23 protein-coding genes are annotated in these 26973 nt (G+C 67.4%); 14 read left to right on the plus strand and 9 right to left on the minus strand.

Annotated elements, in window-relative coordinates; all coding sequences use genetic code 11:
- Positions 1–3447, plus strand: coding sequence for a transcription-repair coupling factor (gene mfd, locus AC3IS2_RS07120; protein WP_489199947.1), 3447 nt, complete (start codon positions 1–3; stop codon positions 3445–3447).
- Here the strand turns inward: mfd and AC3IS2_RS07125 are convergent.
- Positions 3444–5720 (minus strand): spermidine synthase, encoded by a 2277-nt coding sequence (locus AC3IS2_RS07125; RefSeq protein WP_489199948.1) that lies wholly within the window; start codon positions 5718–5720, stop codon positions 3444–3446. The two genes, mfd and AC3IS2_RS07125, sit on opposite strands and share 4 nt — an antisense overlap.
- A gap of 85 nt (positions 5721–5805) precedes the next feature.
- Here AC3IS2_RS07125 and AC3IS2_RS07130 point away from each other — a divergent pair, with 85 nt between their 5' ends.
- A complete protein-coding gene (locus tag AC3IS2_RS07130; protein ID WP_489199949.1) occupies positions 5806–6300 on the plus strand; it encodes a CinA family protein in 495 nt (164 codons plus the stop codon).
- A complete protein-coding gene (locus AC3IS2_RS07135; RefSeq protein ID WP_489199950.1) occupies positions 6297–6539 on the plus strand; it encodes a sulfurtransferase TusA family protein in 243 nt (80 codons plus the stop codon). The genes AC3IS2_RS07130 and AC3IS2_RS07135 overlap by 4 nt, the downstream gene beginning before the upstream one ends.
- Here the strand turns inward: AC3IS2_RS07135 and AC3IS2_RS07140 are convergent.
- Positions 6505–7335 carry a YihY/virulence factor BrkB family protein gene (locus AC3IS2_RS07140; protein ID WP_489200118.1) on the minus strand — a complete coding sequence of 277 codons (831 nt, stop codon included), beginning with the start codon at positions 7333–7335 and terminating at the stop codon, positions 6505–6507. The genes AC3IS2_RS07135 and AC3IS2_RS07140 overlap by 35 nt on opposite strands.
- 282 nt (positions 7336–7617) lie before the next feature.
- Between AC3IS2_RS07140 and AC3IS2_RS07145 the strand changes: the two genes are divergently transcribed.
- Positions 7618–8922, plus strand: coding sequence for a diguanylate cyclase domain-containing protein (locus AC3IS2_RS07145; protein WP_489199951.1), 1305 nt, complete (start codon positions 7618–7620; stop codon positions 8920–8922).
- On the opposite strand, the gene AC3IS2_RS07150 is transcribed toward AC3IS2_RS07145, so the two are convergent.
- Positions 8919–10052: a bifunctional 2-C-methyl-D-erythritol 4-phosphate cytidylyltransferase/2-C-methyl-D-erythritol 2,4-cyclodiphosphate synthase gene (locus AC3IS2_RS07150; RefSeq protein ID WP_489199952.1), complete on the minus strand. Its 1134-nt coding sequence runs from the start codon at positions 10050–10052 to the stop codon at positions 8919–8921. The two genes, AC3IS2_RS07145 and AC3IS2_RS07150, sit on opposite strands and share 4 nt — an antisense overlap.
- Positions 10053–10116: 64 nt before the next feature.
- Here AC3IS2_RS07150 and dusB point away from each other — a divergent pair, with 64 nt between their 5' ends.
- The 7 genes from dusB (at position 10117) to AC3IS2_RS07185 (ending at position 19003) form a co-directional block, all read left to right on the plus strand.
- Positions 10117–11169: a tRNA dihydrouridine synthase DusB gene (gene dusB / locus AC3IS2_RS07155; protein ID WP_489199953.1), complete on the plus strand. Its 1053-nt coding sequence runs from the start codon at positions 10117–10119 to the stop codon at positions 11167–11169.
- On the plus strand, positions 11169–13421 hold the full coding sequence (locus AC3IS2_RS07160; protein WP_489199954.1) for a sensor histidine kinase NtrY-like: 2253 nt from the start codon (positions 11169–11171) through the stop codon (positions 13419–13421). Before dusB ends, AC3IS2_RS07160 begins: the two co-directional genes overlap by 1 nt.
- 10 nt (positions 13422–13431) lie before the next feature.
- On the plus strand, positions 13432–14841 hold the full coding sequence (ntrX, locus tag AC3IS2_RS07165; protein WP_489199955.1) for a nitrogen assimilation response regulator NtrX: 1410 nt from the start codon (positions 13432–13434) through the stop codon (positions 14839–14841).
- Positions 14841–15701 (plus strand): D-amino-acid transaminase, encoded by an 861-nt coding sequence (locus AC3IS2_RS07170; protein ID WP_489199956.1) that lies wholly within the window; start codon positions 14841–14843, stop codon positions 15699–15701. The genes ntrX and AC3IS2_RS07170 overlap by 1 nt, the downstream gene beginning before the upstream one ends.
- 107 nt (positions 15702–15808) lie before the next feature.
- On the plus strand, positions 15809–16054 hold the full coding sequence (hfq, locus tag AC3IS2_RS07175) for an RNA chaperone Hfq (RefSeq protein WP_003164861.1): 246 nt from the start codon (positions 15809–15811) through the stop codon (positions 16052–16054).
- Positions 16055–17368: a GTPase HflX gene (gene hflX, locus AC3IS2_RS07180; RefSeq protein ID WP_489199957.1), complete on the plus strand. Its 1314-nt coding sequence runs from the start codon at positions 16055–16057 to the stop codon at positions 17366–17368.
- 6 nt (positions 17369–17374) lie between these two features.
- The gene (locus AC3IS2_RS07185; protein ID WP_489199958.1) at positions 17375–19003 is read left to right on the plus strand and encodes a Na+/H+ antiporter; all 1629 of its coding nucleotides are present in this window, start codon (positions 17375–17377) and stop codon (positions 19001–19003) included.
- On the opposite strand, the gene AC3IS2_RS07190 is transcribed toward AC3IS2_RS07185, so the two are convergent.
- From AC3IS2_RS07190 to AC3IS2_RS07200, 3 genes are read right to left on the minus strand one after another with little or no spacing between them, the layout of a single operon-like run.
- Positions 18994–19665, minus strand: a complete 672-nt coding sequence (locus AC3IS2_RS07190) for an HAD family hydrolase (protein ID WP_489199959.1) — start codon at positions 19663–19665, stop codon at positions 18994–18996. The two genes, AC3IS2_RS07185 and AC3IS2_RS07190, sit on opposite strands and share 10 nt — an antisense overlap.
- Positions 19666–19667: 2 nt before the next feature.
- Positions 19668–20456, minus strand: coding sequence for a nucleoside triphosphate pyrophosphohydrolase (gene mazG, locus AC3IS2_RS07195; protein ID WP_489199960.1), 789 nt, complete (start codon positions 20454–20456; stop codon positions 19668–19670).
- Complete coding sequence (locus AC3IS2_RS07200) at positions 20457–21821, minus strand: MFS transporter (protein WP_489199961.1); 1365 nt, start codon at positions 21819–21821, stop codon at positions 20457–20459. It lies immediately after the preceding gene.
- A 139-nt stretch (positions 21822–21960) separates the two neighbouring features.
- Between AC3IS2_RS07200 and AC3IS2_RS07205 the strand changes: the two genes are divergently transcribed.
- The 3 genes from AC3IS2_RS07205 (at position 21961) to ygiD (ending at position 24076) form a co-directional block, all read left to right on the plus strand.
- Entirely contained in the window at positions 21961–22800 is an 840-nt protein-coding gene (locus AC3IS2_RS07205) for a D-alanyl-D-alanine carboxypeptidase family protein (protein WP_489199962.1), read from the plus strand.
- On the plus strand, positions 22775–23242 hold the full coding sequence (locus tag AC3IS2_RS07210; protein ID WP_489199963.1) for a hypothetical protein: 468 nt from the start codon (positions 22775–22777) through the stop codon (positions 23240–23242). Before AC3IS2_RS07205 ends, AC3IS2_RS07210 begins: the two co-directional genes overlap by 26 nt.
- 78 nt (positions 23243–23320) lie before the next feature.
- Entirely contained in the window at positions 23321–24076 is a 756-nt protein-coding gene (gene ygiD / locus AC3IS2_RS07215) for a 4,5-DOPA-extradiol-dioxygenase (RefSeq protein ID WP_489199964.1), read from the plus strand.
- Between the two features lie 13 nt (positions 24077–24089).
- On the opposite strand, the gene AC3IS2_RS07220 is transcribed toward ygiD, so the two are convergent.
- The 3 genes from AC3IS2_RS07220 to AC3IS2_RS07230 form a co-directional block, all read right to left on the minus strand.
- Positions 24090–24776, minus strand: coding sequence for a M23 family metallopeptidase (locus AC3IS2_RS07220; protein ID WP_489199965.1), 687 nt, complete (start codon positions 24774–24776; stop codon positions 24090–24092).
- Positions 24777–24865: 89 nt separating this feature from the next.
- Positions 24866–25285 (minus strand): DoxX family protein, encoded by a 420-nt coding sequence (locus tag AC3IS2_RS07225; protein ID WP_489199966.1) that lies wholly within the window; start codon positions 25283–25285, stop codon positions 24866–24868.
- Between the two features lie 105 nt (positions 25286–25390).
- Complete coding sequence (locus AC3IS2_RS07230) at positions 25391–26947, minus strand: AMP-binding protein (protein ID WP_489199967.1); 1557 nt, start codon at positions 26945–26947, stop codon at positions 25391–25393.
- Positions 26948–26973 lie beyond the last annotated feature (26 nt).

A 26973-nucleotide genomic window follows, 5' to 3' on the forward strand; every position in this document is an offset into this window, starting at 1 on the left:
ATGACGCGGCGTGACGTCGAACTGGGCGGCGCGCCCGAGGGGCTGGACGCGCTGATCGTCGCCGAACGGTTGATGGCGCAGGGCGGCGCGGGCCTGCTGGTGGCGCGCGACTATCAGCGCTCGGGCAATTTCACTCAGGCGCTCAGCTTCTTCGCCAAGGATATTGAAGTTCTTGAATATCCGGCTTGGGACTGCCTGCCCTACGACCGCCTGAGCCCGACCGCCTCAGTCGCGGCGCAGCGCATGGCGACCCTGACCCGTCTGGCTCAACGCGATCCGTCGGACGCCAGACCTCTGCTGGTCGTCGCCACCATCGCCGCCGTGACCCAGCGCACGCCGCCGCGTCAGGCCGTGACCGGGGCCGGGTTCGAGGCCCGCGTGGGCCGCGATCTGGATACGGCGGCGCTGGAACGCTACGTCTCGGCCAACGGCTATATGCGCGCCTCGACTGTGTCGGAACGCGGCGAGTACGCCATTCGCGGCGGCGTCATCGACGTCTTCCCGCCGGGCTTCGACGAGCCGGTGCGTCTGGACCTGTTCGGGACCGAACTGGAATCGATCCGGGCCTTTGATCCCGAGACGCAGCGCTCGACCAAACAGCTGAAGCAGGTCGCCCTGCTGCCGGTGTCCGAGATCCTGCTGGACGCCGACGCAATCTCGCGCTTCCGCACCGGCTATCTGAACCTGTTCGGCGCTGCGGGCGACGAGCCCATGTACGCCGCCGTCAGCGAGGGCGCGCGGCGTCAGGGGCTGGAGCACTGGCTGCCGCTCTTTTACGACCGGCTCGACACCTTGTTCGACTTCCTGCCCGACACGGCCCCGGTCTTCCTCGACAGTCAGGTCGAGCAGGCGCGCGCCGAGCGCTGGAGCCTGACGACAGACGCCTATGAGGCGCGGCGCGAGGCGGCCAAGGGCAAGGGCGGGGCGGCCTATCGCGCGCCCGCGCCGCGCAGCCTCTATCTGGACGAGGGCGACTGGAACAGCGCGCTGGCCGGTCGCGCCGTGCGTCGCCTGTCGCCGCTCGCCGCCGATGCGTCTCAGGGCGGCGAGGACGCCGGCGGGCGTCTGGGCCACAGTTTCGCGGCCGAGCGCACCCAGGACAGCGTCAATCTGTTCGCCGCCGTGGCCAAACACGCGGAGACTTTGAAGTCTGCCGGTAAGCAGGTCCTGTTCGCCTCGTGGAGCGAAGGTTCATCCGAACGCCTGGCGGCCATGCTGTCGGATCACGGGCTGGAACACGTCCTGCCTGTGCGTGACTGGGACGATGTTCTGGCGGCGCCCAAGGACATCTATCTGCGGGCCGTCCTGCCGGTCGAGCATGGCTTCGTCACCGACGACGTGGCGGTGATTTCCGAGACCGACATCCTGGGCGACCGTCTGGCGCGGCCCCGTCGCAAGCGGCGAGCCTCCAACTTCCTGGCCGAGGCCTCGGCCCTGACGGCGGGCGATCTGGTGGTCCACCTGGATCACGGCATCGGGCGCTACGAGGGCCTGAAGACGCTGGAGATCCAGGAGGCGCCGCACGACTGTCTGGAACTGCTCTACGCCGGCGACAGCAAGCTGTATCTGCCGGTCGAGAATATCGACCTGCTGACCCGCTACGGCACCGACGCCGACGGGGTGCTGCTGGACCGTCTGGGCGGCGCCGGCTGGCAGGGCCGCAAGGCCAAGGCCAAGGAGCGTCTGCGCGCCATGGCCGAGGGGCTAATCGCCCTGGCCGCCAAGCGAGCGATGCGCGTGTCCGACGCCATCGTGCCGCCGTCTGGCCTGTTCGACGAGTTCTGCGCCCGCTTCCCCTATGAGGAGACGGACGACCAGTTGAACGCCATCGGCGACGTGCTGGAAGACCTGGGCAAGGGCACGCCGATGGATCGCCTGATCTGCGGCGACGTCGGTTTCGGCAAGACGGAAGTGGCCCTGCGCGCCGCCTTCGTCGTGGCCATGACGGGTCAGCAGGTGGCGATTGTCTGCCCGACGACCCTGCTGGCGCGTCAGCACTTGAAGACCTTCAGCGAACGCTTCGCTGGCTGGCCGATCACGGTGCGGCACCTGTCGCGCATGGTCACGGCCAAGGACGCCAACGAGACGCGCGCGGGCCTGAAGGACGGCACGTTCGAGATCGTGGTCGGCACCCATGCCGTGCTGGCCGAGCAGGTCGGTTTCCGCGATCTGGGCCTGGTGATCGTCGACGAGGAGCAGCACTTCGGGGTCAAGCACAAGGAGAAGCTGAAGTCCCTGCGGGCCGATGTTCACCTGCTGACCCTGACGGCCACGCCCATTCCGCGCACCTTGCAGATGGCGCTGTCGGGCATCCGCGAGATGTCGATCATCGCCACGCCGCCGGTCGATCGTCTGGCGGTGCGGACCTATGTGACGCCGTGGGATCCGGTGCTGGTGCGCGAGGCCCTGCTGCGCGAGAAGTATCGCGGCGGTCAGGCCTTCTATGTCGCGCCGCGCCTGAAGGAACTGCCGGAAATCGAGAAATTCCTGCGCGAGCAGGTGCCCGAGGTGAAGTTCGTCGTCGGCCACGGCCAGATGACCCCGACCCAGTTGGAAGACGTGATGAGCGCCTTCTACGACGGCAGCTATGACGTGCTGGTCTCGACCACCATCGTCGAAAGCGGCATCGACATTCCGACGGCCAACACCCTGATCGTCCATCGCGCGGACATGTTCGGCCTCGCTCAGTTGCACCAGATCCGGGGCCGCATCGGCCGGTCCAAGGCCCGCGCCTTCGCCTATCTGACGACGGACCCGAAGCGGCCGTTGAGCCTGTCGGCCGAGAAGCGTCTGCAGGTGCTGCAGTCGCTGGACAACCTGGGCGCCGGCTTCCAACTGGCCAGCCACGATCTGGACCAGCGCGGCGGCGGCAACCTGCTGGGCGACGAGCAGTCGGGCCACATCCGCGAGGTCGGGGTCGAGCTCTATCAACAGATGCTGGAAGACGCCGTCGCCGAACTGCGCGAAGCGGGTGAAGCCGTGGCCGACCGGGGCTGGTCGCCGTCGATCAACGTCGGCGCGGCGGTCTTGATTCCAGAGGCTTACGTGCCGGACCTGAATGTTCGCCTCAGCCTGTATCGCCGTCTGTCCGACGCCGAACGCAGCGAGGATCGCGAAGCCCTGGCCGCCGAACTAATCGATCGGTTCGGCCCGCTGCCGAACGAGGCGCAGCAGCTTTTGCGGATCGTGGGCATCAAGGCCAACTGCCGCACGGCCTCGATCGAACGCATCGACATCGGGCCGAAGGGCGCGGTGCTGACCCTGCGCAACAACAGCTTCCCCAATCCGATGGGGCTGGTCGGCCTGATCCAGAAGAACCAGGCCTTCTGGAAAATCCGGCCGGACCAGAAGATCGTGATCAAGGGCGAATGGCCCACGCCCGACGACCGTCTGAAGGTCGCCGAGCGGATCACCGCCGATCTGGCGCGGGTGGCGGGGGCGGCTTAACCCCGCCCCTGCATCTGCCGAACCAGGGCGCCGAACAGGTTGACGTAGTCGTCGGTCCACGGCCGCACCTCGGTCGGGGCCAGCTTGCGCCAGCGCCCGTCAGCCTTGAAGTCGGCCAGACCTTCGGCGGTCGGAGAGATGGCCAGGGCTTCAGTCGAGGCTTCGGCCATTTCAGGCGCGTTCGGCTGCTCGATATAGATCTGATGCAGGTCCGCTGCGCCCAGCTGACGTGCTGCGGCGACGGCTGGCATGGTGATCTCGAGGTTGCGGTTGGACAGGTGCAGCACCACCACGCCGTCAGGCTTCAGCAGCCGCAGATAGCCCTGGATCGCCTCGACCGTCAGCAGGTGGGTCGGCACGGCGTCGGACGAAAAGGCGTCGATGACCAAGAGGTCATAGGCGCCGGGGGCTTCCTTGGCCATGGTCAACCGGGCGTCGCCCAGAACGGTGCGGATCGGGCCGTCGGCGCAGTTCGAGATATAGGTGAACCAGGAAGGATCGCGCGACACGCGGTCCACCATCGGGTCGATCTCGAAGAAGGTCATCTCGTCTTCGGCGCGCTTGTAGGCGGCCATGGCGCCGGAGCCCTGGCCCACGATGCCGATCTTGGCCGCCGGGGTGCGCTGCTGGATGCGCATGGCGGCCTGTCCCAGAGGCGTGGAGGGCGCATAATACATGGTCGGACCACATGCGTGACCGGGCGCGCGCGCCTGGGCGCCGTGCAGGGTGGTGCCGTGCATCAGGACGTGGACGTCGCCGCCCATGGCGTCGTCGCGCGTCACCGCCACCCGCATGACGCCGAAGAAGCTGCGTTCCGACAGGCTCCAGTCATAGCCCCGACCGACATGGTGCGCCGACAGAGTGATAACTCCGACGATGATGGTGAAAAGCACCGCCCGGTCCCGCACCAGGAAGGCGCAGATGGCGGCGCCGCCGAGGATGAACTGGACGACCTGCAGCCGCACCTGATCGCTGAGCAGCGCCCGGAAGTCGGGATTGTAGCGCATGAACTCCAGCACGATCGGCGGTGCGGCGGCGATGCCGATGCCGATCAGCAGGACGACGATGTCGCGGCGCGACAGCGGGCCTTCGCCCCAGGGGCGGGCCAGACCGACCAGCACCATGACCAGGGGATACTCCCACACCACGTTGAAGATCGTCGGTGCGATCAGGGCGTTGAACGCGCCCCCGACCACGCCGCCCAGCGACAGCAGCAGGTAGAACTCGGTCAGCCGGTCCGGCGCGGGGCGTCGTTCGGCCAGCCTCTGATGGCACATCAGGGCGGTGATGAAGAAGGCGCCGAGGTGGGTCAGCAACAGGGCCAGCCAGTGTCCCGTGCTTGTGCCGACCATGCTGACGACGATGACGCCGAGTGCGGCTTGCAGCACCAGGGTCGTGGACAGCCTGATCCACGGCTTGGCCTGGAAGGCGATGACGAAGGTCAGCAGATAGAGGGCCAGCGGCGCGACCCAGAGGAAGGGGGCGGAGGCCACGTCGGTGGACAGGTGGGCGGTGACGCCCAGCATCAGGCTGGATGGGGCGGCGGCCAGCAGGACCAGTATGCCCTTCTCACGCCACGGGATCGGCGCGCTGACGGCCAGGGGCGCAGGCTCGGGCGCATCCTGAACCCGTCGGCGCCAGACCACGACGGCCAGACCAATTACAAGCACGACGAACAGGCCGTAACCGCCCGTCCACCCCGTCCTTTGCCCCGACAGGGACAGCAGCGGCTCGATCAGGGCCGGGTAGGCCAGCAGGGCCAGGAAGCTGCCAAGGTTGGAAGCGGCATAGAGGACATAGGGGTTCTGGCCGTCGGCGTGATCGGCGCGAACCCGCGCATACCAGGCCTGCAACAAGGGGGCTGTGGCTGACAGGACGGCGAACGGCGCGCCGACCGACAGGGCCAATGTCGCCAGCAGCCAGGCGGTAGGCGCGGCGGGGTTCGGCTCGCCCAGGACGCCGCTGATCTGCAAGGGCAGGAACAGGGCCGCCGCCAGCAGCAGGGACAGGTGAACGGCGGCCTGCCACTTCAGCGAGCGAACCCGTTGCAGCAGGTGGGCGTAGCCGTAACCGACCAGCAGCGCCGTCTGGAAGAAGACCATCGAGGTGTTCCACACCGACGGCGATCCGCCCAGCATGGGCAGGACCAGCTTGGTCACCATGGGCTGGACGACAAAAACCAGCGACGCCGACGTGAAGATGGCGACGGCGAACAGCGCGGGTGTTATCGCATCGGCCTTGCGAAAGGCCGTCGTCATGGTGGAATCGGTCATTCGCGATCCGCTGGCATCGGCGTGGTCGTCTGACCCGCCCCCTGTTCAGCAGGTTTAGACCGACTCGCAGACGGAGCGCATAGCCATGTTCCCGCAAGATATTCAGGCCTCGGCCGCCGCCGTGATTCAGGCCGCGCTCAAGGCCGGGGTCATGGTCGCCACGGCGGAAAGCTGCACCGGCGGCCTGGTGTCCGGCGCCCTGACCGCGATCGCCGGATCTTCGGCGGTGCTGGACCGAGGCCTCGTTACCTACAGCAATGAGGCGAAGAATGAGCTTCTGGGCGTCTCAGATGACCTGCTGGCGGAGTTCGGGGCGGTGTCGGAGCCGGTGGCGCGGGCCATGGCTCTGGGGGCGGTGGCGCGGTCGCGGGCCTTGGCGGCCGTGTCGATCACCGGCGTCGCCGGTCCCGGCGGCGGCTCGGCGGAAAAGCCGGTCGGCCTGGTGCATTTCGCCGCCGTCGGCCCCAGCGGCGTCGTTGTCCATGTCGAGCGTCGGTTCGGCGACATTGGGCGCGAGGCGATTCGGCTGGAGAGCGTCCGGGTCGCCCTGGCCCTGCTCCTGGACGCGGTGACGGCGTGAGCGAACCCGTTCTGGTCGATGCGCGGGGGCATCGTTGCCCTGTCCCAAGTCTGCGGCTGCGCAAGGCGATGGAGGGGCTGGCGCCGGGCGTGCGGCTGATCCTGCTGGCCAGCGATCCGATGGCGCGGATCGACGTGCCCTATCTGATGAGCGAGCGGGGTGGGCGGGTCTGCGAGATCGAAGAGGTCAGCGGGACTTTGCGCATCACCGTCGAGACTGGCGCCGTTCAGAGAGATTGACGACCGAACCGCCGCTTTCGACTTCCGGTTCTTCCGGCTTCCAGGCGATCTCCAGTTCGGTAGCGAAGGCGCCGCCATAGAAGATGGCGTTGACGTTCCACGACAGCCAGATCAGCAGCACCACGACTGCGCCGACCGAGCCGTAGGTGGCGCCCAATTGGGCGATCTGCTCGACGTAGATGGCGCAGAGCCAGGAGAAGAAGCTGGACATGACCGTGGCGATCAGCCCGCCCATGATCGCCGCCTTCCACGCCACCCGCGTCGCATGGGACATGGCGTAGCGATAGAGCATGGCCAGACCCAGCCACAGGCCCAGGGCTGGCCACAGACCGTCCAGCGGCAGGACCAGCAGGCCGACCGGGTCCTGGGCGTGGGCATGCTCCATCAGTCGTGACGTCACGACCGCGCCCGACACGATGGTGAACAGGACGAAGGCGGCCAGGGCGACCAGGAAGGCCAGCATATTGAATTTGAAGAAGCCGTGCGGCTCCGTCTCGTCGTGAATCAGGTTCAGACCTGCCAACAAGGCCTTGAATCCCCTGTGCGCGGCATAGGCGCCGATGATCAGCGCCAGCGCGCTTTGCGCCGAAACCGTGCGCGCCGAAGCGTTCGCCAGGCGGTCGATCTCATTCAGGAAGATGGATCGCGCGGCGTGCGGCACGACATCGGCCAGGGCCGCCGCCTGTTCGCTGACCTGCCCGATGGACAGGACCACCTTGTAGAAGCCGATCAGGATGGCGATGGCGGGGAAGACAGCCAGCAGGGCGAAGAAGGACACGCCGCCCGTGTAAAGCATGACGTCGCGCCCCCAGCTACGGGTGAAGGCGCGAACCGCGAGCTTGCCCCAGAACAAGGGGTGGGCCGTCAAACGAGATGGTTGGTTCAAGCCTGACCTCGGACAGTCGTCAAAGCGACCGATTAACCCCATTCGGCCTGTGGCGAAACCCTAGCAAGGGCGTTGAATTTGTAACCTCGGAGAGCGTGCTTGCCATTGCTAGAGCGTGGGCATGATCAGTATCATCCATCGGCCTGGAGCACCGGCGTCGGGGGCGAGCCGTTCAGGCCATGGGAGAGAAGTTTGGATTCCGATCCTCGCGTACTGGTCGTCGCCGTTGATGACGCCCTGATCGGCCCCCTGTGCGAGGGGCTGGATCAGTTGGGGTGGCCCACGATGACAGCGCGGACGGTGGATGCCGCCGTGCTGGTGTTGCAGGACATGATGGTCGACGCCGCGGTTGTGGCCGCACCGGGCCTTGAGGGCCATGACATCGTCGCTCGACTGCGTGACGCCGCAGCGCCGCGCTATCTTCCAATCCTCATGATCGGACAGGATGAGACGAGCGGCAGGGACGTCGATCTGGCGATGTCGTCGCCTCCTCATCCGGCCCAGGCCGCCCTGCGGCTGGACCAACTGACGCGCGCAGGCATCGCAGAGGAGGAGTTCCGATTGCGGCAGGCGACCTTCGCCGCCCACGGCGTGACCCTGCATGCGCCCGATGTCGGAGAAACGCCGCTGCAGATTCTTACTGCGGGGGCGGCGGACCGCCGTTTCCTGGCCATGTCCAACGCCTTGTCGGCGGCCGGGGCCGAGGTCGTCGCCGCGCCGACGCCCTATACCGCCTTCGACTATCTGCACGAGCGGGCCTTTGACGCCGCCGTCCTGTGGGGCGGGCAAGACCATGCGCCGGCCCTGTCGATCGCATCGGGCATGAAGCGCAACACCCGCCTCTATCATATTCCCCTAGTTCTCTATCTGCGCGGCGCAGCCGAGGTCGAACTGGCCGACCTGTTCCGCCGTGGCTTCGCCGACGTGGCGGCGGCTGAAACGCCGGAAGACGAGACCGCCGAGCGCGTGCTGGCGTTGGCGCGCAACCATCGTCGGCGTCAGGCCATAAGGCGCGCGCTCGATTCTGTGCGCGGATCGGACCTGATGGACGTCGCCACCGGCCTGTTCGCCCGAGATCTGTTCGCATCGCATTTGGCACGCCTGGCCGAAGGCGCCCGGTCCCGCAATCGCGCCTTGTCGGTCTGCGTGTTGCGCGTGGCGGAGCGCGATCCTGTCGTTCAGGCGCGGGCTGGCGGCTGGCTGGATCGCGCCATGCCGCAGATCGGGGCCATGGTGTCGCGATTGGTGCGGGTCGAGGATACGGCGGCGCGTCTAGGGCCGGAGTTGTTCGCCCTCGTCTTGCCGGCGACAGAAGAGCGGGAGGCGCGGATGGCGGCCGACCGGATCGCGGCGGTGATCGCCTGCACGGCGTTTGACGCAGGTCAGGATCGCTCGCCCTTCATTGTCGAGTTCGATGTCGGGGTCGCCGAAATGCGTGACGGCGAGACGCCCGCCGTCGTTCTGGAGCGGGCGTCGGCCGACCTGGCGAACGCCTAGGGCAGTTCCACGGAAACGGCAGCCTGCGCCGCCAGGCCTTCGCCGCGTCCGGTGAAGCCCAGGGCCTCGGTCGTGGTCGCCTTGACGCTGACGGCGTCGAGCGGAAGCTTCAGCAACTCGGCGAGGCGTTCGCGCATGGCCTGACGGTGCGGCTTCACCTTGGGCTGCTCGCAGATCAGGGTGACGTCGACGTTGACGATCCGCCCGCCGCGCGCCGCCACGCGCTCGGCGGCGTAAACCAGGAAGCGGTCTGAGGAAGCGCCCTTCCACTGCGGATCGCTGGGCGGGAAGTGATCGCCGATGTCGCCGTCCGCTATGGCGCCCAGGATGGCGTCCGTCAGGGCGTGCAGGCCCGCATCGGCGTCGGAATGGCCGATCAGGGTCTGGTCGTGCGGGATCTCGACGCCGCAGAGCCAGACCGAGGTTCCCGGCCCCCAGCGATGCACGTCAAAGCCCTGGCCGATGCGGATGGTCTTGGGCAGCAGGGCCTCGGCCATGGTGAAATCCTCGGGATAGGTCAGCTTCATCAAACGGGCGTCGCCCTCGACCAGGCGCACGCGGCCGCCGGCGCGTTCGACAACGGCGGCTTCGTCTGTGGGGGCGTCGGCGTCGTTCCAGGCGGCGTAGGCGTCACAGATGGTCTTAAGGCGGAAGGCTTGCGGCGTCTGGGCGCGCCACAGGCCGTCACGCTCGACCCCGCCGACGACCAGGCCGTCCACGCCGCGACGCAGGCTGTCGGCCATGGGCAGGGCGGGCAGGGCGCCGTCGGCATGGTTCAGAGCCGCCAGAAGACGGTCGATCACGGCTGCGCTCAGGAATGGGCGGGCCGCGTCGTGGATCAGAACCGGCGAGTCTTCAGCGCATTCCAATGCGGCAAGACCGGCGCACACCGACTCGGCGCGCGTGGCGCCGCCAGCGACCGCGCGCCATCCTGACAGGCCGGCCAATGCTTCAGCGACGCGCAGTTCGGCCCCGGACGCGACCACGACGACGACCGAATCGGCCCCTGCGGCCAGCAGGGCTTCGACCGACCAGCGCACCATCGGGCGACCGCCGACGGCCCGCCACTGCTTGTCTCCACCGGCCCGAGACCCCGAACCGGCGGCCACTACGATTGCTGCAAATCCCATGTCGGCCTTCTAAGCGCCCCAGTTCCGCTTGACGAGAGGGGCAACAGTCGGCGGTAAGGGCGGCATGAACGCAGGATTGCAAATCGGAGACGTGCGGATCGCCGGGCGGGTGCTGATGGCCCCGATGACCGGGATCACCGACCTGCCGTTTCGGCTGCTCGCCTCAAAGCTGGGCGCAGCCTATGTGGCGACCGAGATGGTGGCTTCGGCCGAGCTGGCGCGCGGGCGGCCCGACGTGGTGCGCCGGGCGGCGGTCGGCGGCGGCCTGCCGCTGACGGTGATCCAGTTGGTAGGCCGCGACCCTGACACCATGGCCGAGGGCGCGCGCATGGCCGAGGCGGCGGGCGCGGACATCATCGACCTGAATTTCGGCTGCCCGGCCAAGGAAGTGACCGGTTCGGCCTGCGGCTCGGCCCTGATGCGGACGCCGGATCTGGCCTGTCGCCTGATGGAGGCGGCGGTGAAGGCCGTCAGCCGCCCGGTGACGGTCAAGATGCGGCTGGGCTGGGACGACGACAGCCGCAACGCCGCCGAACTGGCGCGCCGCGCCGAGGACCTGGGTGTCAAGGCGGTCACGGTCCACGGCCGCACCCGCAAGCAGTTCTACACGGGCCAGGCCGATTGGGCCGCCGTGGCCGAGGTCAAGGCGGCTGTGTCGATCCCTGTGGTCGTCAACGGCGACATCATCACGGCCGAACAGGCGCGCGAGGCTTTGGCCCAGTCGGGTGCTGACGCCCTGATGCTGGGGCGCGGCGTCTATGGCCGGCCGTGGTTGGCGGCGCATCTGGAGCGAGCGCTGGCGGACGGAACGCGGCTGCAGGAGCCGGACCGCGAGGAGCGGCTGGCGATCGTCGTCGAGCATCTGCGGGCGTCCGTCGCCTTCTACGGCATGCCGCTGGGTCTGAAGATGTTTCGCAAGCATCTGGGTTGGTACATCGAGCAGGCGCCTTGGCCGGACGATCCGGCGGAGCGCCGCGCAGCCAAGGCGCGCCTGTGCCGTCTGGACGAGCCGCAACAGGTCGAAGAGGCGCTTTCCGACCTCTGGCGTCCATCAGTGACGCATTTGAGCAACTCTGTTGTTGAAAATCCGCCACAGCTGGTCGAAGCTGCGAGGTGATGACGGACTCTCCCGCCGCGCAGGTTGAAGGCCACGGCCCCGAGCGATCGCTCTGGGGGCGCCTTTCCGGTAGCCGCGTGCGGGCCCTGTTCGGCACGGCCTACGCCGTCGCCTTCCTGATCACGGCCGCGGCGATCTGGCTGGTGGCCATTGCGCCGGGCGCGACGGCGGGTGGCGATGCGCGTACGGCGGCCAGTCAGGTGGTCCTGTTCATTCTTCTGGGCAACCTAGTGCTGATCGGCGGCCTGGCGGCGGTGATCGGCGGGCGCGTGTTGCGTCTGACGCGAAACCGCAATGACCCCGGCGCACGGCTTCACTTGCGTTTTGTCACCCTGTTTTCGCTGGTGGCGGTCGTTCCGGCGGTGCTGATCGCTCTGGTGTTCGGGGTGCTGGTCAACCGCGGCGTGGATCAGTGGTTCAGCGAGAATGTGCAGTCCGCAGTTCGGAACGGGGCTGAGATCGGCCGCGCCTATGTCGCCGACGTGGGCGCGGGGCTGCAAGTCGATCTGGAGACCATGTCCACTGAACTGGGCGGGGTGCGCGGCCTGTTCGACAATCGCATCCAGTTTTCGCGCGCCCTGGCTCAGATCGGCGACTTCTTCGGCTATCCGGCCCTCTACATCCTGAACGGCGACGGCGAGGTGATGGCCAGCGGCGAACAGCCCGGCGCGCCACCCTATGTCGCGCCCCCACGTGAGGCGTTCGAGACGGTGGCCGGAGGCGAGGAAGCGCCGACGACCGTGACTGAAAACCCCGACATGGTGCGGGCCCTCTATCCGCTGCCCGACTATGGCGACGCCTACCTCTACGTGGTGCGGCCGCTGGCGCCGGGTCTGATCCAGCGCATGCGCAATGGCGAGGAATCCATCGCCGCCTATCGCGCCGCCGAGGAAAGCAGGGCGCGGATTCAGGCGGCCTTCGCGCTCAGCTATCTGGAGACGGCGCTGCTGGTTCTGGTCGGCGCGGTCTGGCTGGCCATGTCGGCGGCCAGTTCGATCTCGGCGCCCATCGGCCGTCTGGTGAAGGCGGCGGACCAGGTGGCCGGCGGCGATCTGAACGCCCGCGTGGACAATACCGGCGCCCCGTCCGAACTGGTCGTCCTGTCCGAGGCCTTCAACCGGATGACCGACGACATCATGACCCAGCAGGCGGCGCTGAAGACCGCCAGCGACGACGCCCAGGGCCGCAGCCGCTTCATCGAGACCGTGCTGTCGGGCGTCAGCGCCGGCGTGATCGGTCTGGACAGACTGGGCCGTATCTCAGCCATCAACGACAGCGCCAGCCAGCTTTTGGCGATCAGCGAAACCGACGTCCAGGGCCGTCTGCTGGCCGAGGTGGCGCCGGAACTGGCGGAACTGTCCGAGCGCGCCGAGGCCCATATCGAGGAAGACATCGACGTCAGCCGCGACGGCGAGACGCGGCGGCTGCGGGTTCGGATCGAAGGCGGGCAGGGCGGCGAGATGGTTCTGACCTTCGACGACATCACCCGTCTGGTGACGGCCCAGCGCAACGCCGCCTGGCGCGATGTGGCCCGCCGCATCGCCCACGAGATCAAGAACCCGCTGACGCCGATCCAGCTGTCGGCGGAACGGCTGCGGCGCAAGTACCGCTCTCAGGTCGGTGACGACGTGGAGGTCTTCGACCGTTGCACCGAGACCATCATCCGCCAGGTCGGCGACATCGGCCGGATGGTGGACGAGTTCTCGTCCTTCGCCCGGATGCCGGCGCCGCGCTTCACCCGTGAGAACCCCGCTGAAATGCTGCGCGAGGCGGTCTTCGCCCAGCGCGTCGCGGCGGCGGATATCGGCGTCGAGTTGATCGAACCCTTGCCTGCCGTCGTCCTGCAATGCGACGGCCGCATGGTTGGTCAGGCCCTGGCCAATATCCTGAAGAATGCGGGCGAGGCCGTGGCCGCCAAGCGGATGCGCGAGCCTGTGCCTGCTGGAACAGCCGGCATTATCGCCAGGCTGGACGTGGATGGCGGCGTGGCGACCTTCACGATCGAGGACGACGGCGTCGGCCTTCCGGCCAAGGATCGCGACCGGCTGACCGAACCCTATGTCACGACGCGCGAGAAGGGCACCGGCCTGGGCCTGGCCATCGTCAAGCGCATCTGTGAAGACCACGGCGGCGAGCTGAAGCTGGCCGACGCCGAGACATTGTCGGGCGCACGTGTGTGCCTGACCTTCCCCCTGACCCAAGACAGCAAGGCTGCTCACCGTGCCCCCGGCGCGGCGCGAGCGGCGGAGTAAGAGAGGCGTCATGCGAAACACCGGTGCCGACATTCTGGTCGTCGACGACGAGGCGGACATCCGCGAACTGGTCTCGGGTCTGCTTGAGGACGAGGGCCATTCGGTCCGCGTGGCCGCCAACTCGGACGAGGCCCTGGCCGCCATCCGGGCGCGCAAACCCTCGCTGGCCGTGCTGGACATCTGGATGCAGGGCGGCGGTCTGGACGGGCTGGAACTGCTGGATGTGGTCAAGGGTCTGGACGAGGACTTGCCGGTCGTCATGATCTCGGGCCACGGCAATATCGAAACCGCCGTCAGCGCGCTGAAGCGCGGCGCCTACGACTTCATCGAAAAGCCGTTCAAGTCGGACCGGCTGGTGGTGGTGGTCGAGCGCGCCCTGGAAGCGGCCTCGCTGAAGCGCGAGAACCGCCGCCTGCGGGCGCAGACGATGGCGCCGACCGGCCTGATCGGGAAATCGGCGGCGGCGCAACTGCTGCGCGGCACCATCGCCAAGGTGGCCCCGGCCAACAGCCGCGTGCTGATCTCGGGCCCGCCTGGTTCGGGCAAGGAACTGGTCGCGCGCCAGATCCACGACGCCAGCCCGCGCGCCAAGTCCGAATTCGTCGCCATCTCGGCCGCCGGCATGACGCCCGAACGGCTGGACGTCGAACTGTTCGGCGAAGAGGGCGGCGACGGCCGTCCGCGCAAGATCGGCGTGTTCGAACGCGCCCATAACGGCACCCTCTATCTGGATGACGTCGGCGACATGCCGCGTGAGAGCCAGAGCCGCATCCTGCGCGTCCTGGTCGAGCAGCGCTTCCGCCGGGTCGGCGGCGAGCAGGACGTGCAGGTCGACGTGCGCGTCGTCACCTCGACCGCGCGTGACCTGAAGGTCGAGATCACCGAGGGACGGTTCCGCGAGGACCTGTTCCACCGCCTGAACGTGGTGCCGATCCGCGTGCCGCCGCTGTCGGAGCGTCGTGAGGATATCGGCGAACTGATCGAGTATTTCGTGGACAGTCTGGCGGCGTCGCAGGGCTTGCCGCGTCGCCGTATCGCGGACGACGCCCTGGCCGTGCTGCAGGTTCATCCCTGGCCTGGCAACGTGCGCCAGCTTCGCAATAATGTGGAGCGTCTGTTGATCCTGGCGACGGGCGATCCGGACGAGCCGATCACCGCCGAGATGCTGCCGCAAGAGGTGGCCTCGTCGGGTGGCGCGCCGTCGCTGGGCGCGGACCGCATCATCGCCTTGCCGCTGCGTGAGGCGCGCGAAGTGTTCGAGCGAGACTATCTGGCGGCGCAAATCATGCGTTTCGGCGGAAATATCTCGCGCACTGCCGCCTTCATCGGCATGGAAAGATCCGCACTGCACCGCAAACTGAAGTCGCTGGGCGTTTCGCCCGCTCGCGGCGGCGAAGACGAAGAAGGAGAGGGCGCCTGATGTCCAGGATCGCCTATGTCAACGGGACCTATCAGGCGCACAGCGGCGCCACGGTTCATATCGAGGATCGCGGCTTCCAGTTCGCCGACGGGGTCTATGAGGTCTGGTCGGTGTTCGACGGAATGCTCGCCGATTTCGAAGGCCATATGACGCGTCTGGCCCGCAGCCTGACTGAGCTTCGCATCCCGATCCCCATGACCGCCCAGGCCCTGGAGCGCGTGCTCAAGGAAACCATTCGGCGCAACCGGGTCCGCAACGGCATCGTCTATCTGCAGGTGACGCGCGGCACCTCGCCGCGCGACCACGCCTTCCCAGTGAACACGCCGCCCAGCGTCGTCGTCACCGCCAAGTCGCTGGACCTGTCCAAGGGCGAGGCTCTGGCCGCCAAGGGCGCCGCGGGCGTGACCATGCCCGACATCCGCTGGGGCCGTTGCGACATCAAGACCGTGGGCCTGCTGCCCAATGTCCTGGCCAAGCAGGCGGCGCGCGAGAAGGGCGCCTATGAGTGCCTGATGTTCGACGAAATGGGGCTGGTGACGGAAGGCTCGTCCACCAACGCCTGGATCGTCGACGAAGAGGGCAAGCTTCGGACCCGCGACACCCAGGCCAACATCCTGCGCGGCATCACCCGAGCGGCGATTCTGAAACTGGCCGAGGCCGAGGGCATCGAACTGGACGAGCGTCCGTTCAGCGTGGACGAAGCCAAGCGGGCCAGGGAAGTCTTCGTCACCGCCGCCAGTTCCTTCGTCATGCCCATCGTGTCGCTGGACGGATCGAAAATCGCGGACGGCAAGCCGGGTCCGATCGCGACCCGTCTGCGCGAGGTCTATCTTGAACAGGCGCGGCGAGAGGCCATTTAGGGCGTTGCCGCGACTGCGAAGGCGCGTCTAAAGTTGGGTGCGGACCGACGAGTCCGCACCGGCTGGGCCAGCCGGCGAAAAAGAACCAAGAACAGGACCAACCTGCCATGTCGCAAGACAAACGACAGAACCTTCAGGACACCTTCCTCAACAGCGTCCGCAAGACCAAGACCCCGCTGACCATCTTCCTGGTCAATGGCGTCAAGCTGCAGGGAATCGTGACCTGGTTCGACAACTTCTGTGTGCTGCTGCGTCGCGATGGCCAGTCGCAGCTCGTCTATAAGCACGCCATCTCGACCATCATGCCGTCCGCGCCCGTGCAACTGTACGAGCCCGACGCCGAAGAAGACTGATTGTCCAGTAAACTGATCGACCACGCCGTCCCGCTGATCCGGGCGGTCGTCATCCACCCCGACCGACGCTCGGACAGCCCTCGGCTGGCGAGCGAGCGCCTTGAGGAAGCTGCGGGCCTGGCCCGCGCGCTGGACCTCGACGTGCGCGCCGAGGAAATCGTGCGCCTGCGCTCGACCACGCCCGCGACCCTGTTCGGGTCGGGCAAGGTCGAGGAACTGGCCGCCCTGGTGCGCGCGGCGGACGCCGAGGCCGTGGTCATCGACGACGACCTGTCGCCGGTCCAGCAGCGCAATCTGGAGAAGGCCTGGGAGGTGAAGGTCATCGACCGCACCGGCCTGATTCTCGAAATCTTCGGGCGTCGCGCGCGGACCAAGGAAGGCCGGCTGCAGGTCGAACTGGCGCGTCTGGACTATGAACGGTCGCGCCTGGTCCGCACCTGGACCCACCTGGAGCGCCAACGCGGCGGCACCGGCTCGACTGGTGGTCCTGGCGAAACCCAGATCGAACTGGACCGACGCCTGATCGCCGACCGCATCGTGCGCCTGAAGGCCGAACTGGAAGATGTGCGCCGCACGCGCGGCCTGCACCGCAAGGCGCGCAAGAAGGTGCCGTTCCCATCGGTGGCCCTGGTCGGCTACACCAACGCCGGCAAGTCGACGCTGTTCAACCGGCTGACGGGCTCGGAAGTCCTGGCCAAGGATCTGCTGTTCGCCACCCTGGACACGACCCAGCGCACCATTCGCCTGCCGCAGGGGCGACCGGCCATCATCGCCGACACCGTGGGCTTCATCTCCGACCTGCCGCACGAACTGGTCGAGAGCTTCCGCGCCACGCTGGAAGAGGTGGGCGAGGCCGACCTGATCCTGCACGTCCGCGACATCGCCTCGGCCGACAGCGACGCCCAGGCCAAGGACGTTGAGGCGGTGCTGGAGCAGATCCCGACGCCGGAGGGCAAGACCCGTCGTATTCTTGAAGTCTGGAACAAGACCGATCTGCTGGACACCGACGTGCGCGAGGCGGTTCTGGGCCAGGCCGAACGTCTGGCGCGCGAGGGCAAGGCGGTCGCGGTCTCGGCCTGGACAGGCGAGGGCATCGAAACCCTGCGCGAAACCATCGCCGGTCTGATCGACGACGACCCGGAAACCCGGCTGACGCTGGAGCCGCATCAGGGCGAAGCCCTGGCCTGGCTGTATGAGAACGGCCGCGTGACCTTCCGCGACACAGACGCGGACGGTCGGACCCATCTGGTCGTGAGGCTGCACCCGGCGGCTCTGGGGCGACTGGAGCGCCTCTACCCCGACATCATCGACTGACGCCCGATGCACCTGATCGAGACCATCCTGTTCCTGCTTCTGGCCGTGGTGCTGTCGGGCTGGGTGGCGCGGATCACGCGGATCGCCCTGCCGCTGGTGCAGATCGGTCTGGGCGCGGTCGTGGTTCTGATCACGGGTCAGGCGGTCGATCTGAAGCCGGACATCTTCTTCCTGCTGTTCCTGCCGCCGCTGCTGTTCGTGGACGGCTGGCGCATTCCCAATGAGGCCCTGTATCGCGACCGGGTGGTGATCCTGGAGCTGGCGCTGGGCCTGGTGATCTTCACCGTCGTGGGGCTGGGCTTCCTGATCCACTGGATGATTCCGGCCATGCCTCTGGCCGTGGCCTTTGCGCTGGCGGCCATCCTGTCACCGACCGACCCTATCGCGGTTTCGGCCATCGCCGCGCGCGCGCCGATCCCCAAGCGGTTGATGCATATCCTTGAGGGCGAGGCGCTGCTCAACGACGCGACCGGCCTGACCTGCATGCGGATCGCCGTGATCGCGGCGACGACGGGGGCGTTTTCACTGACCAGCGCCGTCGGGACCTTCGCCTGGCTGGCCGTCGCGGGGATCGCCGCGGGCGTCGTCGTGACCCTGGTCATCAGCCTGCTCAAGGGCTGGATCAGCCGGCGCTGGGGCGAGGACGTCGGCGGGCAGATTCTGATCAGCCTGCTGATCCCCTTCGCCGCCTATCTGGCCGCGGAGGCCGTCCACGGCTCCGGCATTCTGGCCGCCGTGGCGGCGGGCGTGACCATGAGCTTCACCGAGCGCAAGGGTCTGGCCCTGGCCGCGACGCGCATCCGTCGGGCCGTGGTCTGGGACACGGTGCAGTTCGTGGCTAACGGCGTGATTTTCGTCATCCTGGGCGAGCAACTGCCGTCGATCATGGCCCGCGCGGCCGAGGTCATCCAGACGACCCGGCACAGCGAGGTCTGGTGGCTGGCGGTCTATGTCCTGGCCATAGTGGCGGCGCTGGCGACCCTGCGCTTCATCTGGGTGTGGATGTCGCTGAAGCTGACCCTGTTCCGCCATCGCGGGCGCGGCGCCCCGCCCAAGGTGGGCCTGCGTCTGGTCGCGGTGATGTCGCTGGCGGGGGTGCGCGGGGCCATCACCCTGGCCGGTATCCTGACCCTGCCGTTCGTTTTGGGCGACGGCACGCCCATGCCGGCGCGCAACCTGGCCATCTTCCTGGCCGCGGGGGTGATCATCGTCTCCCTGGGGCTGGCGACCGTCGCCCTGCCGCGCCTGTTGAAGGGGATCGAACTGCCGCCCGAGCCGTCGCATCTGGAGGAGGAAGACCGGGGCCGCGTGGCGGCGGCGACGGCGGCGATGCACGCTATCGAGGACGCGCAGCACGCCATGGCCGAGGGCAAGGCCAACCCCGACCTCTATGCCGAGACGGCCACCCGCCTGATGGAGATCTATCGCCATCGCATCGAGATGCGCACCCACTGCGCGGGCGACGACATGGCCCTGGCCCAACAAACCGAGGCGGTCGAACGCCACCTGCGACTGGCTGGCCTTGCGGGCGAGCGCGCCGAACTGATCCGCCTGAGACGCCAGCGCCTGATCGACGAGGAGACCGCGCGTCGCCTGATCCGCGAAGTCGACCTGCAGGAACTGCGCTACGTCTGAGCGGAGCGGTTTAGCAGCGCGCTGACGCCGGCATAGTCGTCGAAGACATGGTCAGCGCCCGCCTGACGCAGACGTTCGCCGTCGCCCGAGCGCATGTGGCCCCCGGCGCAGAGACCAACGACGGTCATGCCCGCAGCCCGGCCCGCCGCCACCCCGGCGGCGCTGTCCTCGATCACCAGAGTTCTGGCCGGATCGGCTCGCATCTCGGCGACGGCGTGCAGGAACAGGTCGGGGTGAGGCTTGCCGCGCGTGACATGAACGGTCGCGCTGAAGATCGGCCCGCCGAACGTGCCCGCGATGCCGAAGCGGTCGAGGCCCATCTGAATCCAGTCGAGCGGGCTGGACGAGGCGACACAGCGCCGTTCGTTCCGCGACGCCATGAAGTCGAGCGCGCCAGCGACGGGCATCAGTTCCATCGGCGCCCGGGCGTGGCACCGACGGGTCCATTCGGCGTGCAGGCCTTCAGGGCAAGGTCCGAACCGCGCCTCGATCAGGGCGAGGCAGTCCAGCCAGCGCTTGCCCACATAGGCAGTCAGGGCGTGGTCCAGCGTGGTCGGCATCCCGTTCTCTGTCAGGAGGTCGGCGAGGATGGCGTTGTTCAGCACTTCGCTGTCGGCGACGACGCCGTCGAAGTCGAAGATGATCAGGTCGTAGGCCGCCAAGATCAGGCCTTCTCAGCCGCCTTGGCTGCGTCCCACAGGGCGTCCATCTCCGCCAGATCGGACTGTTCCGGCGTGCGGCCGTCCTTGGCCAGTTCGGCTTCGATGAAGCCGAAGCGGCGGATGAATTTGGCGTTGGCGGCGCGCAGGGCGTCTTCGGGTTCGACCTCCAGCTTGCGGGCCAGGTTGGCGACGACGAACAGCAGGTCGCCCAGTTCCTCGCGCGCCTTGTCCTTGTCGCCGGCGGCGATCTCGACGCGCAGTTCCTCGACCTCTTCGGCCAGCTTGTCGAAGACCTCGTCGGTCGAGGGCCAGTCGAAGCCGACGCGGCCGGCGCGCTTGGTCAGCTTGGCGGCGCGGGTCAGGGCGGGCAGGCCGACCGGCACGTCGTCAAGCACGCCATGCTGGGCCTTGGCCTTGCGCTCGGCGGCCTTGATGTCCTCCCAGCGCATCTTCTGGGCCGAACCGCTGGGCTTGGCGTCCTCTTCACCGAAGACATGAGGGTGGCGACGGATCAGCTTGTCGGCCATGGCCTCGGCCACGTCATCGAAGGCGAAATGACCGGCTTCCTCGGCCATGCGGGCGTGGAAGACGACCTGGAACAGCAGGTCGCCCAGTTCGACCTTCAACTCCTGCATATCGGCGCGCTCGATGGCGTCGGCGACCTCGTAGGCCTCCTCGATCGTATAGGGGGCGATGGTCGCGAAGGTCTGTTCGACATCCCAAGGGCAACCGCCGTTCGGATCGCGCAGGCGAACCATGATCTCTTTCAGGCGGTCGACGGAGTGGGTCATTCAGGCGGTCCTGGCGTCGCGAAGTGCAAGCGCCTCGCGGATTTCATCATGGCGCTTGGGCGTCAGGGGATAGCCCTTCAGCACCCAGGCGGCCGCCGCCAGTAGCAGGCCCGGCACGGCGATGAACAGGATTTGCAGCATCAGCAGCGAAAACTCGCTGTTGCCCGCCGGACCCGGCAGCGCCTTGAACCCCACCCATTGCAGGATGAGATAGGGGATCAGGGCCACGACGTGGCCGATCTTGGTCGTGGCCGACAGGATGGAGAACATCAGGCCGGTGCGGTCCACGCCCGTCTCCAGCCGCACCTCGTCGCCCGCGTCGGCCATCATGGCGCGCAGCAGGAACAGGCCCGCCGCATAGGGCAGGCCGGCGATGAACATGACCACGGCCGTCAGGGCGAAGTTGCCGCCGGGGACCAGGGTGGCGGCGATATAGAGACCGGCGAAGATCAGGCTGGCGACGGCCAGGGCCTTGTCCTTGCCGATCCTGGTCGCCAGCCAGGCCCAGATGGGCGCGCCGCACAGGCCAGCAACGAAATAGAACAGCATGAACAGGCCTGCTTGGCTGTGGTCGTAGCCCTTGATCTGGCCGAAGAAGAAGAACAGCAGCGAGCCTGTGATGCCCGGCGCGACGCCCAGCAGCAGGTCGGCGATCAGCAGCTTGCGCACCGTCTTCATGCCGAACAGCGCCAGATAGGCCCTGGGTCCGCCATGCGGCGGGGCGCCGACGTTCATCGGTTCCGGCACCGCGACCATGGCCAAGCCGATGGAGACGGGCAGGGCGATCAGGATGGCCCAGCCCATGATCCGCACGCCGTCGGCGTAGTTCCCGATGCCGGTCTTCACCACCACGGTCGGCAGGATCAGGATCAGGATGACGCCGATGATGTTGAACACCTGCCACCAGCCATAGACGCGGCTGCGCTGGTCGTACTGGGGCGCCAGAACCGCCGCCCAGCCGAGCTGACCCAGGGTGCCGATGGAGAAGCCGAGGTAGAGGACCAGCAGCCAGGCGAACAGGTAGGCGGGTCCGGCGCCCGGCTGGACCAGGACGAACATCATCAGCGCCGACAGCATGAGGATCGGCGTCGAGACCGCCATCCACGGGCGATAGCGGCCGAACGCGGTCTTGGTCTTGTCCATGCCCCAGCCGATGAAGGGGTCGAAGACGATGTCGATCAGCCGCACCGCCATGAAGACGGCGGCCACCACGCCCAGTTCCAGCCCGACGTGGGTGGCGTAGAACTCCGGCAGGGTGACGGGCAAGGCGACACCGAAGGCCGCCAGCGGCAAGCAAGGGCCGGAAAAGGCCGCCAGAACGGCGTTGGAACGGCGGGGAGCGTCAGCGGTGACAGCGGATGACATCAGGCGTCCGGGCATGGTCGGCCTGAGTCGGCCGCAGCTTCACCATGCCGGTTTTCCGCGAACAGGCGAAGACGGCCTTGCGGTTCCCGGCAAGCTGAGGCCTGCTGGTCTCATGTCAGTGCGATTTACGATCCTTGCTGTGGCCTTTGCCGCGGTTCTCGGCGGCGCCGGAGCGGCCCAGGCCAGGGACGCCCAGATCTGCGACCGGCCGACCAACGCCTGGGACAGCGCAGCCCAGGCCAACGGGATCTCGCTCTACACGCTGGAATGGACGCCGTTCGGCACGGTGGAATGGGGCTGGGAGCCCTACACCCCCCTGATCCAGCGCGAGATCGGCTCGCCCTGCGATCCGGCGTCGCCGGCCTTCGCCGAGGCTCTGGCCCAGTTTCAGACGCGCTATGGCCTGATGGCGACAGGGCAGTTTGATCAGGCGACCTTCCAGGTGTTTCGCGGCCTGTGGCAGGAACGGCGCCCCTTCGTCATGGCGCGGGTGAGGGGGGAATGTCCCGAGCCGCCGCCGATCAACCTGCTGGGTTATCTTGATCCCGCCGAGGAACATGCACAGCGCATGACGCGCCTGCTGCGCCGCGACGTGCTGGACGCCTACCGTCGCATGGCCGCCGCCGCTCGCGCCGAGGTGCCGGCCATCGCCGCCGATCCCGAACTGATGCAGATATTCTCGGGCTTCCGCGACCCGGAGGCCGACGCCGCGCGTTGCGCCGCGCAAGGGAACTGCGACGGCCTGCGCCGCGCCGCCTGCTCGCCGCACAGGACCGGAACCGCCATCGACATTCATGTCGGCCATGTCGCCGGCATGGGCGTGGACTCGACTGATCCGATGAGCCGCCGCCATATGGCCCAGGGGCCGGCCTATCGCTGGCTGGTGGCCAATGCTTCTCGTTTCGGCTTCACGCCCTATGTTTTCGAGCCGTGGCACTGGGAATGGACAGGCAATGATACGGCCGCTGGCGGACGGTGAGGCGACGCTGGCGCGCGAGGTCTTCGGCGCGGCGCTGAGGCTGGACGACATCCGCTTCCTGGCCTCGCCCTGGCCGTTTGATCGGGCCTTCGTGCCGGGCGCATGGTTTGGTCGCGACTGGATCGTCTGGCCCAAGACGTCGCTGGAGCCGGACCTTTCGCGTACGCCGCTGCGGACCCAGGCCGTCTTCATTCACGAACTGGTCCACGTCTGGCAGGCGCAGAACGGACTGAACCTGCTGATGAGCAAGCTGCGCGCGGGCGACGGTCCCGCCGCCTACGCCTATCCGCTGGATGACCTGTGCGACTGGGGCGGGCTTAACATCGAACAGCAGGCCATGGTGGTCGAGCACCGCTTCATCCTGTCGCGCGGAGGCCGTGCGCCCGCCAATCAGGCCTTCTACGACCGAGTCTGTCCGCTGGCGCGGCGAATGGAGATTTAGACCCCTTGCGGGAGCGACAGACCGCACTAAATCTGTAACAGTCATTGGCGCAATAAGCGTCGCAAGCAAGGTCTAGCCATGAGACAGCCCGCCATCTTCTTCGGTCACGGCTCTCCGATGAACGCCCTCGGCGGGTCCTACGCCGACGCCTGGCGCGCGCTGGGAGAGGAGATCGGCAAGCCCAAGGGCGTTGTCATGGTCTCGGCTCACTGGGAGACGCGGGGCTTGGGCGTGACCACGCAGGAGCGGCCGGAAACCATCCATGATTTCGGCGGCTTCCCGCCTGAACTTCACGCCATGCAGTATCCCGCGCCCGGTTCGCCCGCGCTGGCGGCCCGGGTGGCGGAACTGACCGGGGCGCAGCAGACGACGCAATGGGGCCTGGATCACGGCACTTGGTCGGTCCTGGCCCATGTCTGGCCAGAGGCCGATGTGCCGATCGTCCAGCTGTCGCTGGATCGGACCATCGACGCACGCGCCCACTATGAACTGGCGAAAAAGCTGCAGCCCTTGCGGGACGAGGGGATCCTGATCGCCGGTTCCGGCGACTTCGTGCACAATCTGCGGACGTGGAAGCGCGACGGCGGCGCGCCCTACGATTGGGCGATCGACTTCAACGAGGCGGTGAAACGCGCCTTTGTCGCGGGCGACCATGACGGCCTGATCGACTGGGTGCATCTGGCCGAACAGGCGCAACTCAGCGTGCCGACCGACGAACATTATCTGCCGCTGCTCTACGTCGCCGCTCAGCAGGCCTCCGGCGAGACGGTCAGCTTCTTCACCGACGCCATCGAGGGCGGCTCGATCTCGATGACCGGCGCCCGGATCGGCTGATCCAGGCGCCGGTTCAAGTCGTTGGCGGTATGCTGCGGATGCGTTGCCGTTTCTTGGGCAGAGCGCGCTCCTGAAGCCGCCATTCGCCTTTGACGAGCACCTCGTAGCGGGCGAACTTGAACGGAATGACCTGGACGCTTTGCGGCGACGGGTCGCTCATCAGGTGGAAATGCAGGTGAGGGGCCATCGAGGACCCGGAGTTGCCGACTTCGGCCACCTGCTGACTGGCGGAGACAAGATCCCCGACGCGCGGGATGATCGAGCCGGGTCTGGCATGGGCGATGAACGCAAACACGCCCTCAGTTTCGGCGGATTCGATGACCAGGTGGTTTCCGGCAAGCGGGCTGATGTCGCCGCCTTTCGCCTGCAACGTTTCGAGTTGCTGGCGTTGGCTTGACGAGACAGTCGCCGACAAGCCGCTAAAGATGGCCGCGATAAAGCTCTGTGACTTTTCAGCGCAACCATCAACGACCGTCACGACGCGCCCGTCGAACGGGCTGAGAATGGGCTGGCCCCAGCCGAAATACAGCTCCAACGGCACCGCGGTCAGAAGTTCATGCAGCGATGATTTCTGGGTCGCCCGCAGCTTTGCATCCAGGCGTATGAAATCAAGCGCCAGTTCGTGGCCGGGCTCGGTGCCGTCCGCGCCGACGAACCACTCACCTTGCAGAGGGAACTCGACAATCAACTCATCTGTCACGGCTGGATCTCGCTGAACCGAAGCGAAAGGGCGGCTGGATCTCGATGACCGGCGCCCGGATCGGCTGATCCAGGCGCCGTGTCGAGCGATCAGCGGCGGCGACCGCTGCGCATCATGCTGTCCAGGGCGATCGGGCCGGGACCGGCGAAGAACAGATACAGGAAGACGAAGCAGTAGAGCGCCGCCAACTCGCCCCCGTTGTTGATCGGATAGGGACTCTGCGGCGCGTGCACCATCCAGTAGGCCACGGCGGTGAAGCCGGACAGGATGAAGGCCGCCGGGCGGCTGAACAGGCCCAGCACGATCAGGACGCCGCCGACCAGTTCGATCGGACCGGACCAGCCCGGGAGGGTGGACAGGCTGGAGAGGTCAAACCCGCCGCCCTGCCCGCCGGGCGGGAAACCCAGGATCTTTTGCGCGCCGTGCTGCAGGATCAGCAGGCCTGCCACGATCCGCAGAATGCTCTGGAAGCGCGGGGCCCAGCCCGAAAGAGACGTTGAACTCGCCATTCATTTTCCTCCCGATGACGCACGACCGTCAGGTCCGGGAACCGGACCGACGCAAGGCGCAAAGGCGGAGGTTAGGCGAAGCTGCTGGCTCTGCAAGCGTCCCGATCAGGCGGCTTTCAACATGTCCTCGACCAGCTTCTGGATGGCGACATAGTCGGTCTTGCCTGTGCCCAGGACGGGAATGGCGTCGATCTTGATGATCTTCTTGGGGACCGCCAATTCCGGCGCCCCGTTGACGCGCGCCCATTCCGACAGTCGGGCGGACTCGGCGTCCGTGTGGTCAGTGACCAGGATCAGCCGCTCGCCCTTCTTGCTGTCGGGCACCGAGACGGCGGCGTGGCGATGCTCGGGCCAGACCGCGCCGGCCATGTCCTCGACCGCCAGCAGGGACACCATTTCCCCGCCGACCTTGGCGAAGCGTTTCACCCGGCCCAGGATGGTGATGTAGCCCTCGGCGTCGATGTCGACGATGTCGCCGGTGTCATACCAGCCGCCTTCCAGCGGCTCGATGCCCTCTGGATTGTTCGGCGAGATATAGCCCGCCATGACGTTCGGCCCGCGCAGATAAAGCTGTCCGCCGCCCTCGATGCCCGGAACCTTGTCCAGGCGGTATTCCATGCCCGGCATGATCTGGCCGACGCTGCCGGGGCGGTTGCGGTTGGGGTGGTTCACGGCGACCACGGGCGCCGCCTCGGTGGCGCCATAGCCTTCCAGAAGCTCGACGCCGCCGAACTTGGTGTTGAACATCTGGCGCGTCTCGTCGCGGACCTTTTCAGCGCCGGCCACGGCGAACTGCAGGGTGGCGAAGTCGCCCGGCTCGGCCACGCGGGCGTACTGGTTCAGGAAGGTGTCGGTCGCGAACAGGATGGACGCCTTCACCTGCGGCAGCAGGTCGGTGATCTGTTTGGCGTGCAGGGGCGAGGGGTATTCGAACGCCTTCATCCCTTGCAGCAGCGGCAGCAGAACTCCGCCGGTCAGGCCGAAACAGTGGAAGGTCGGCAGCGGGTTGAACATCACCCACTCGGGCTTCAGCTCGATATGGGCCGCGACCTGACGCGCATTGGCGACCAAGTTCTTCTGGCTCAGCACCACGCCCTTGGGCGCGCCGAAGCTGCCCGAGGTGAACAGGACCACGCCCGGCGAATTCGGATCAGTCTTCACACGGAAGCGACGCGGGGCCATGCCGGCGCTGAGGCCATACAACTTGTCGGCCAGACCGATGGTCTTGCGCACGTCGTCCAGCCAGATGATCTCGGCGACTTCGCCCAGCGCCGTCATCAGGTCGTCCAGCTTGGCCTGGGTGACGAACCGCTTGGCCGACAGGATCTTGGTGACGCCCGCCGTCTTCAGCGCCGCCTTCAGATTGGCCTCGCCCGAAGTGAAGTTCAGCATGACCGGCACGCGACCAAAGGCGTGCAGGCCGAAGAAGGTCACGACCACGCCCGCGCTGGACGGCAGCAGGACGCCGACACGTTCGCCCGGCTGGGTCATGGCCGCGATCTTGCGGCCCAGCACGAAGGCGGCGCGGATCAGGCCGGTGTAGGTCAGGGGATGACGGTCCTGGTCTTCCAGGATCTCCTTGTCGCCATAGCGAGCGCGCGCATCGATCAGCGCGTCGAACAGGGATTCATCATAGACCGTGGGGTCCAGGGCAGCCCGCAAGCACGTCCTCCTTCGGAGGGCTCTCA

This window comes from Brevundimonas sp. KH_025, assembly GCF_057839885.1.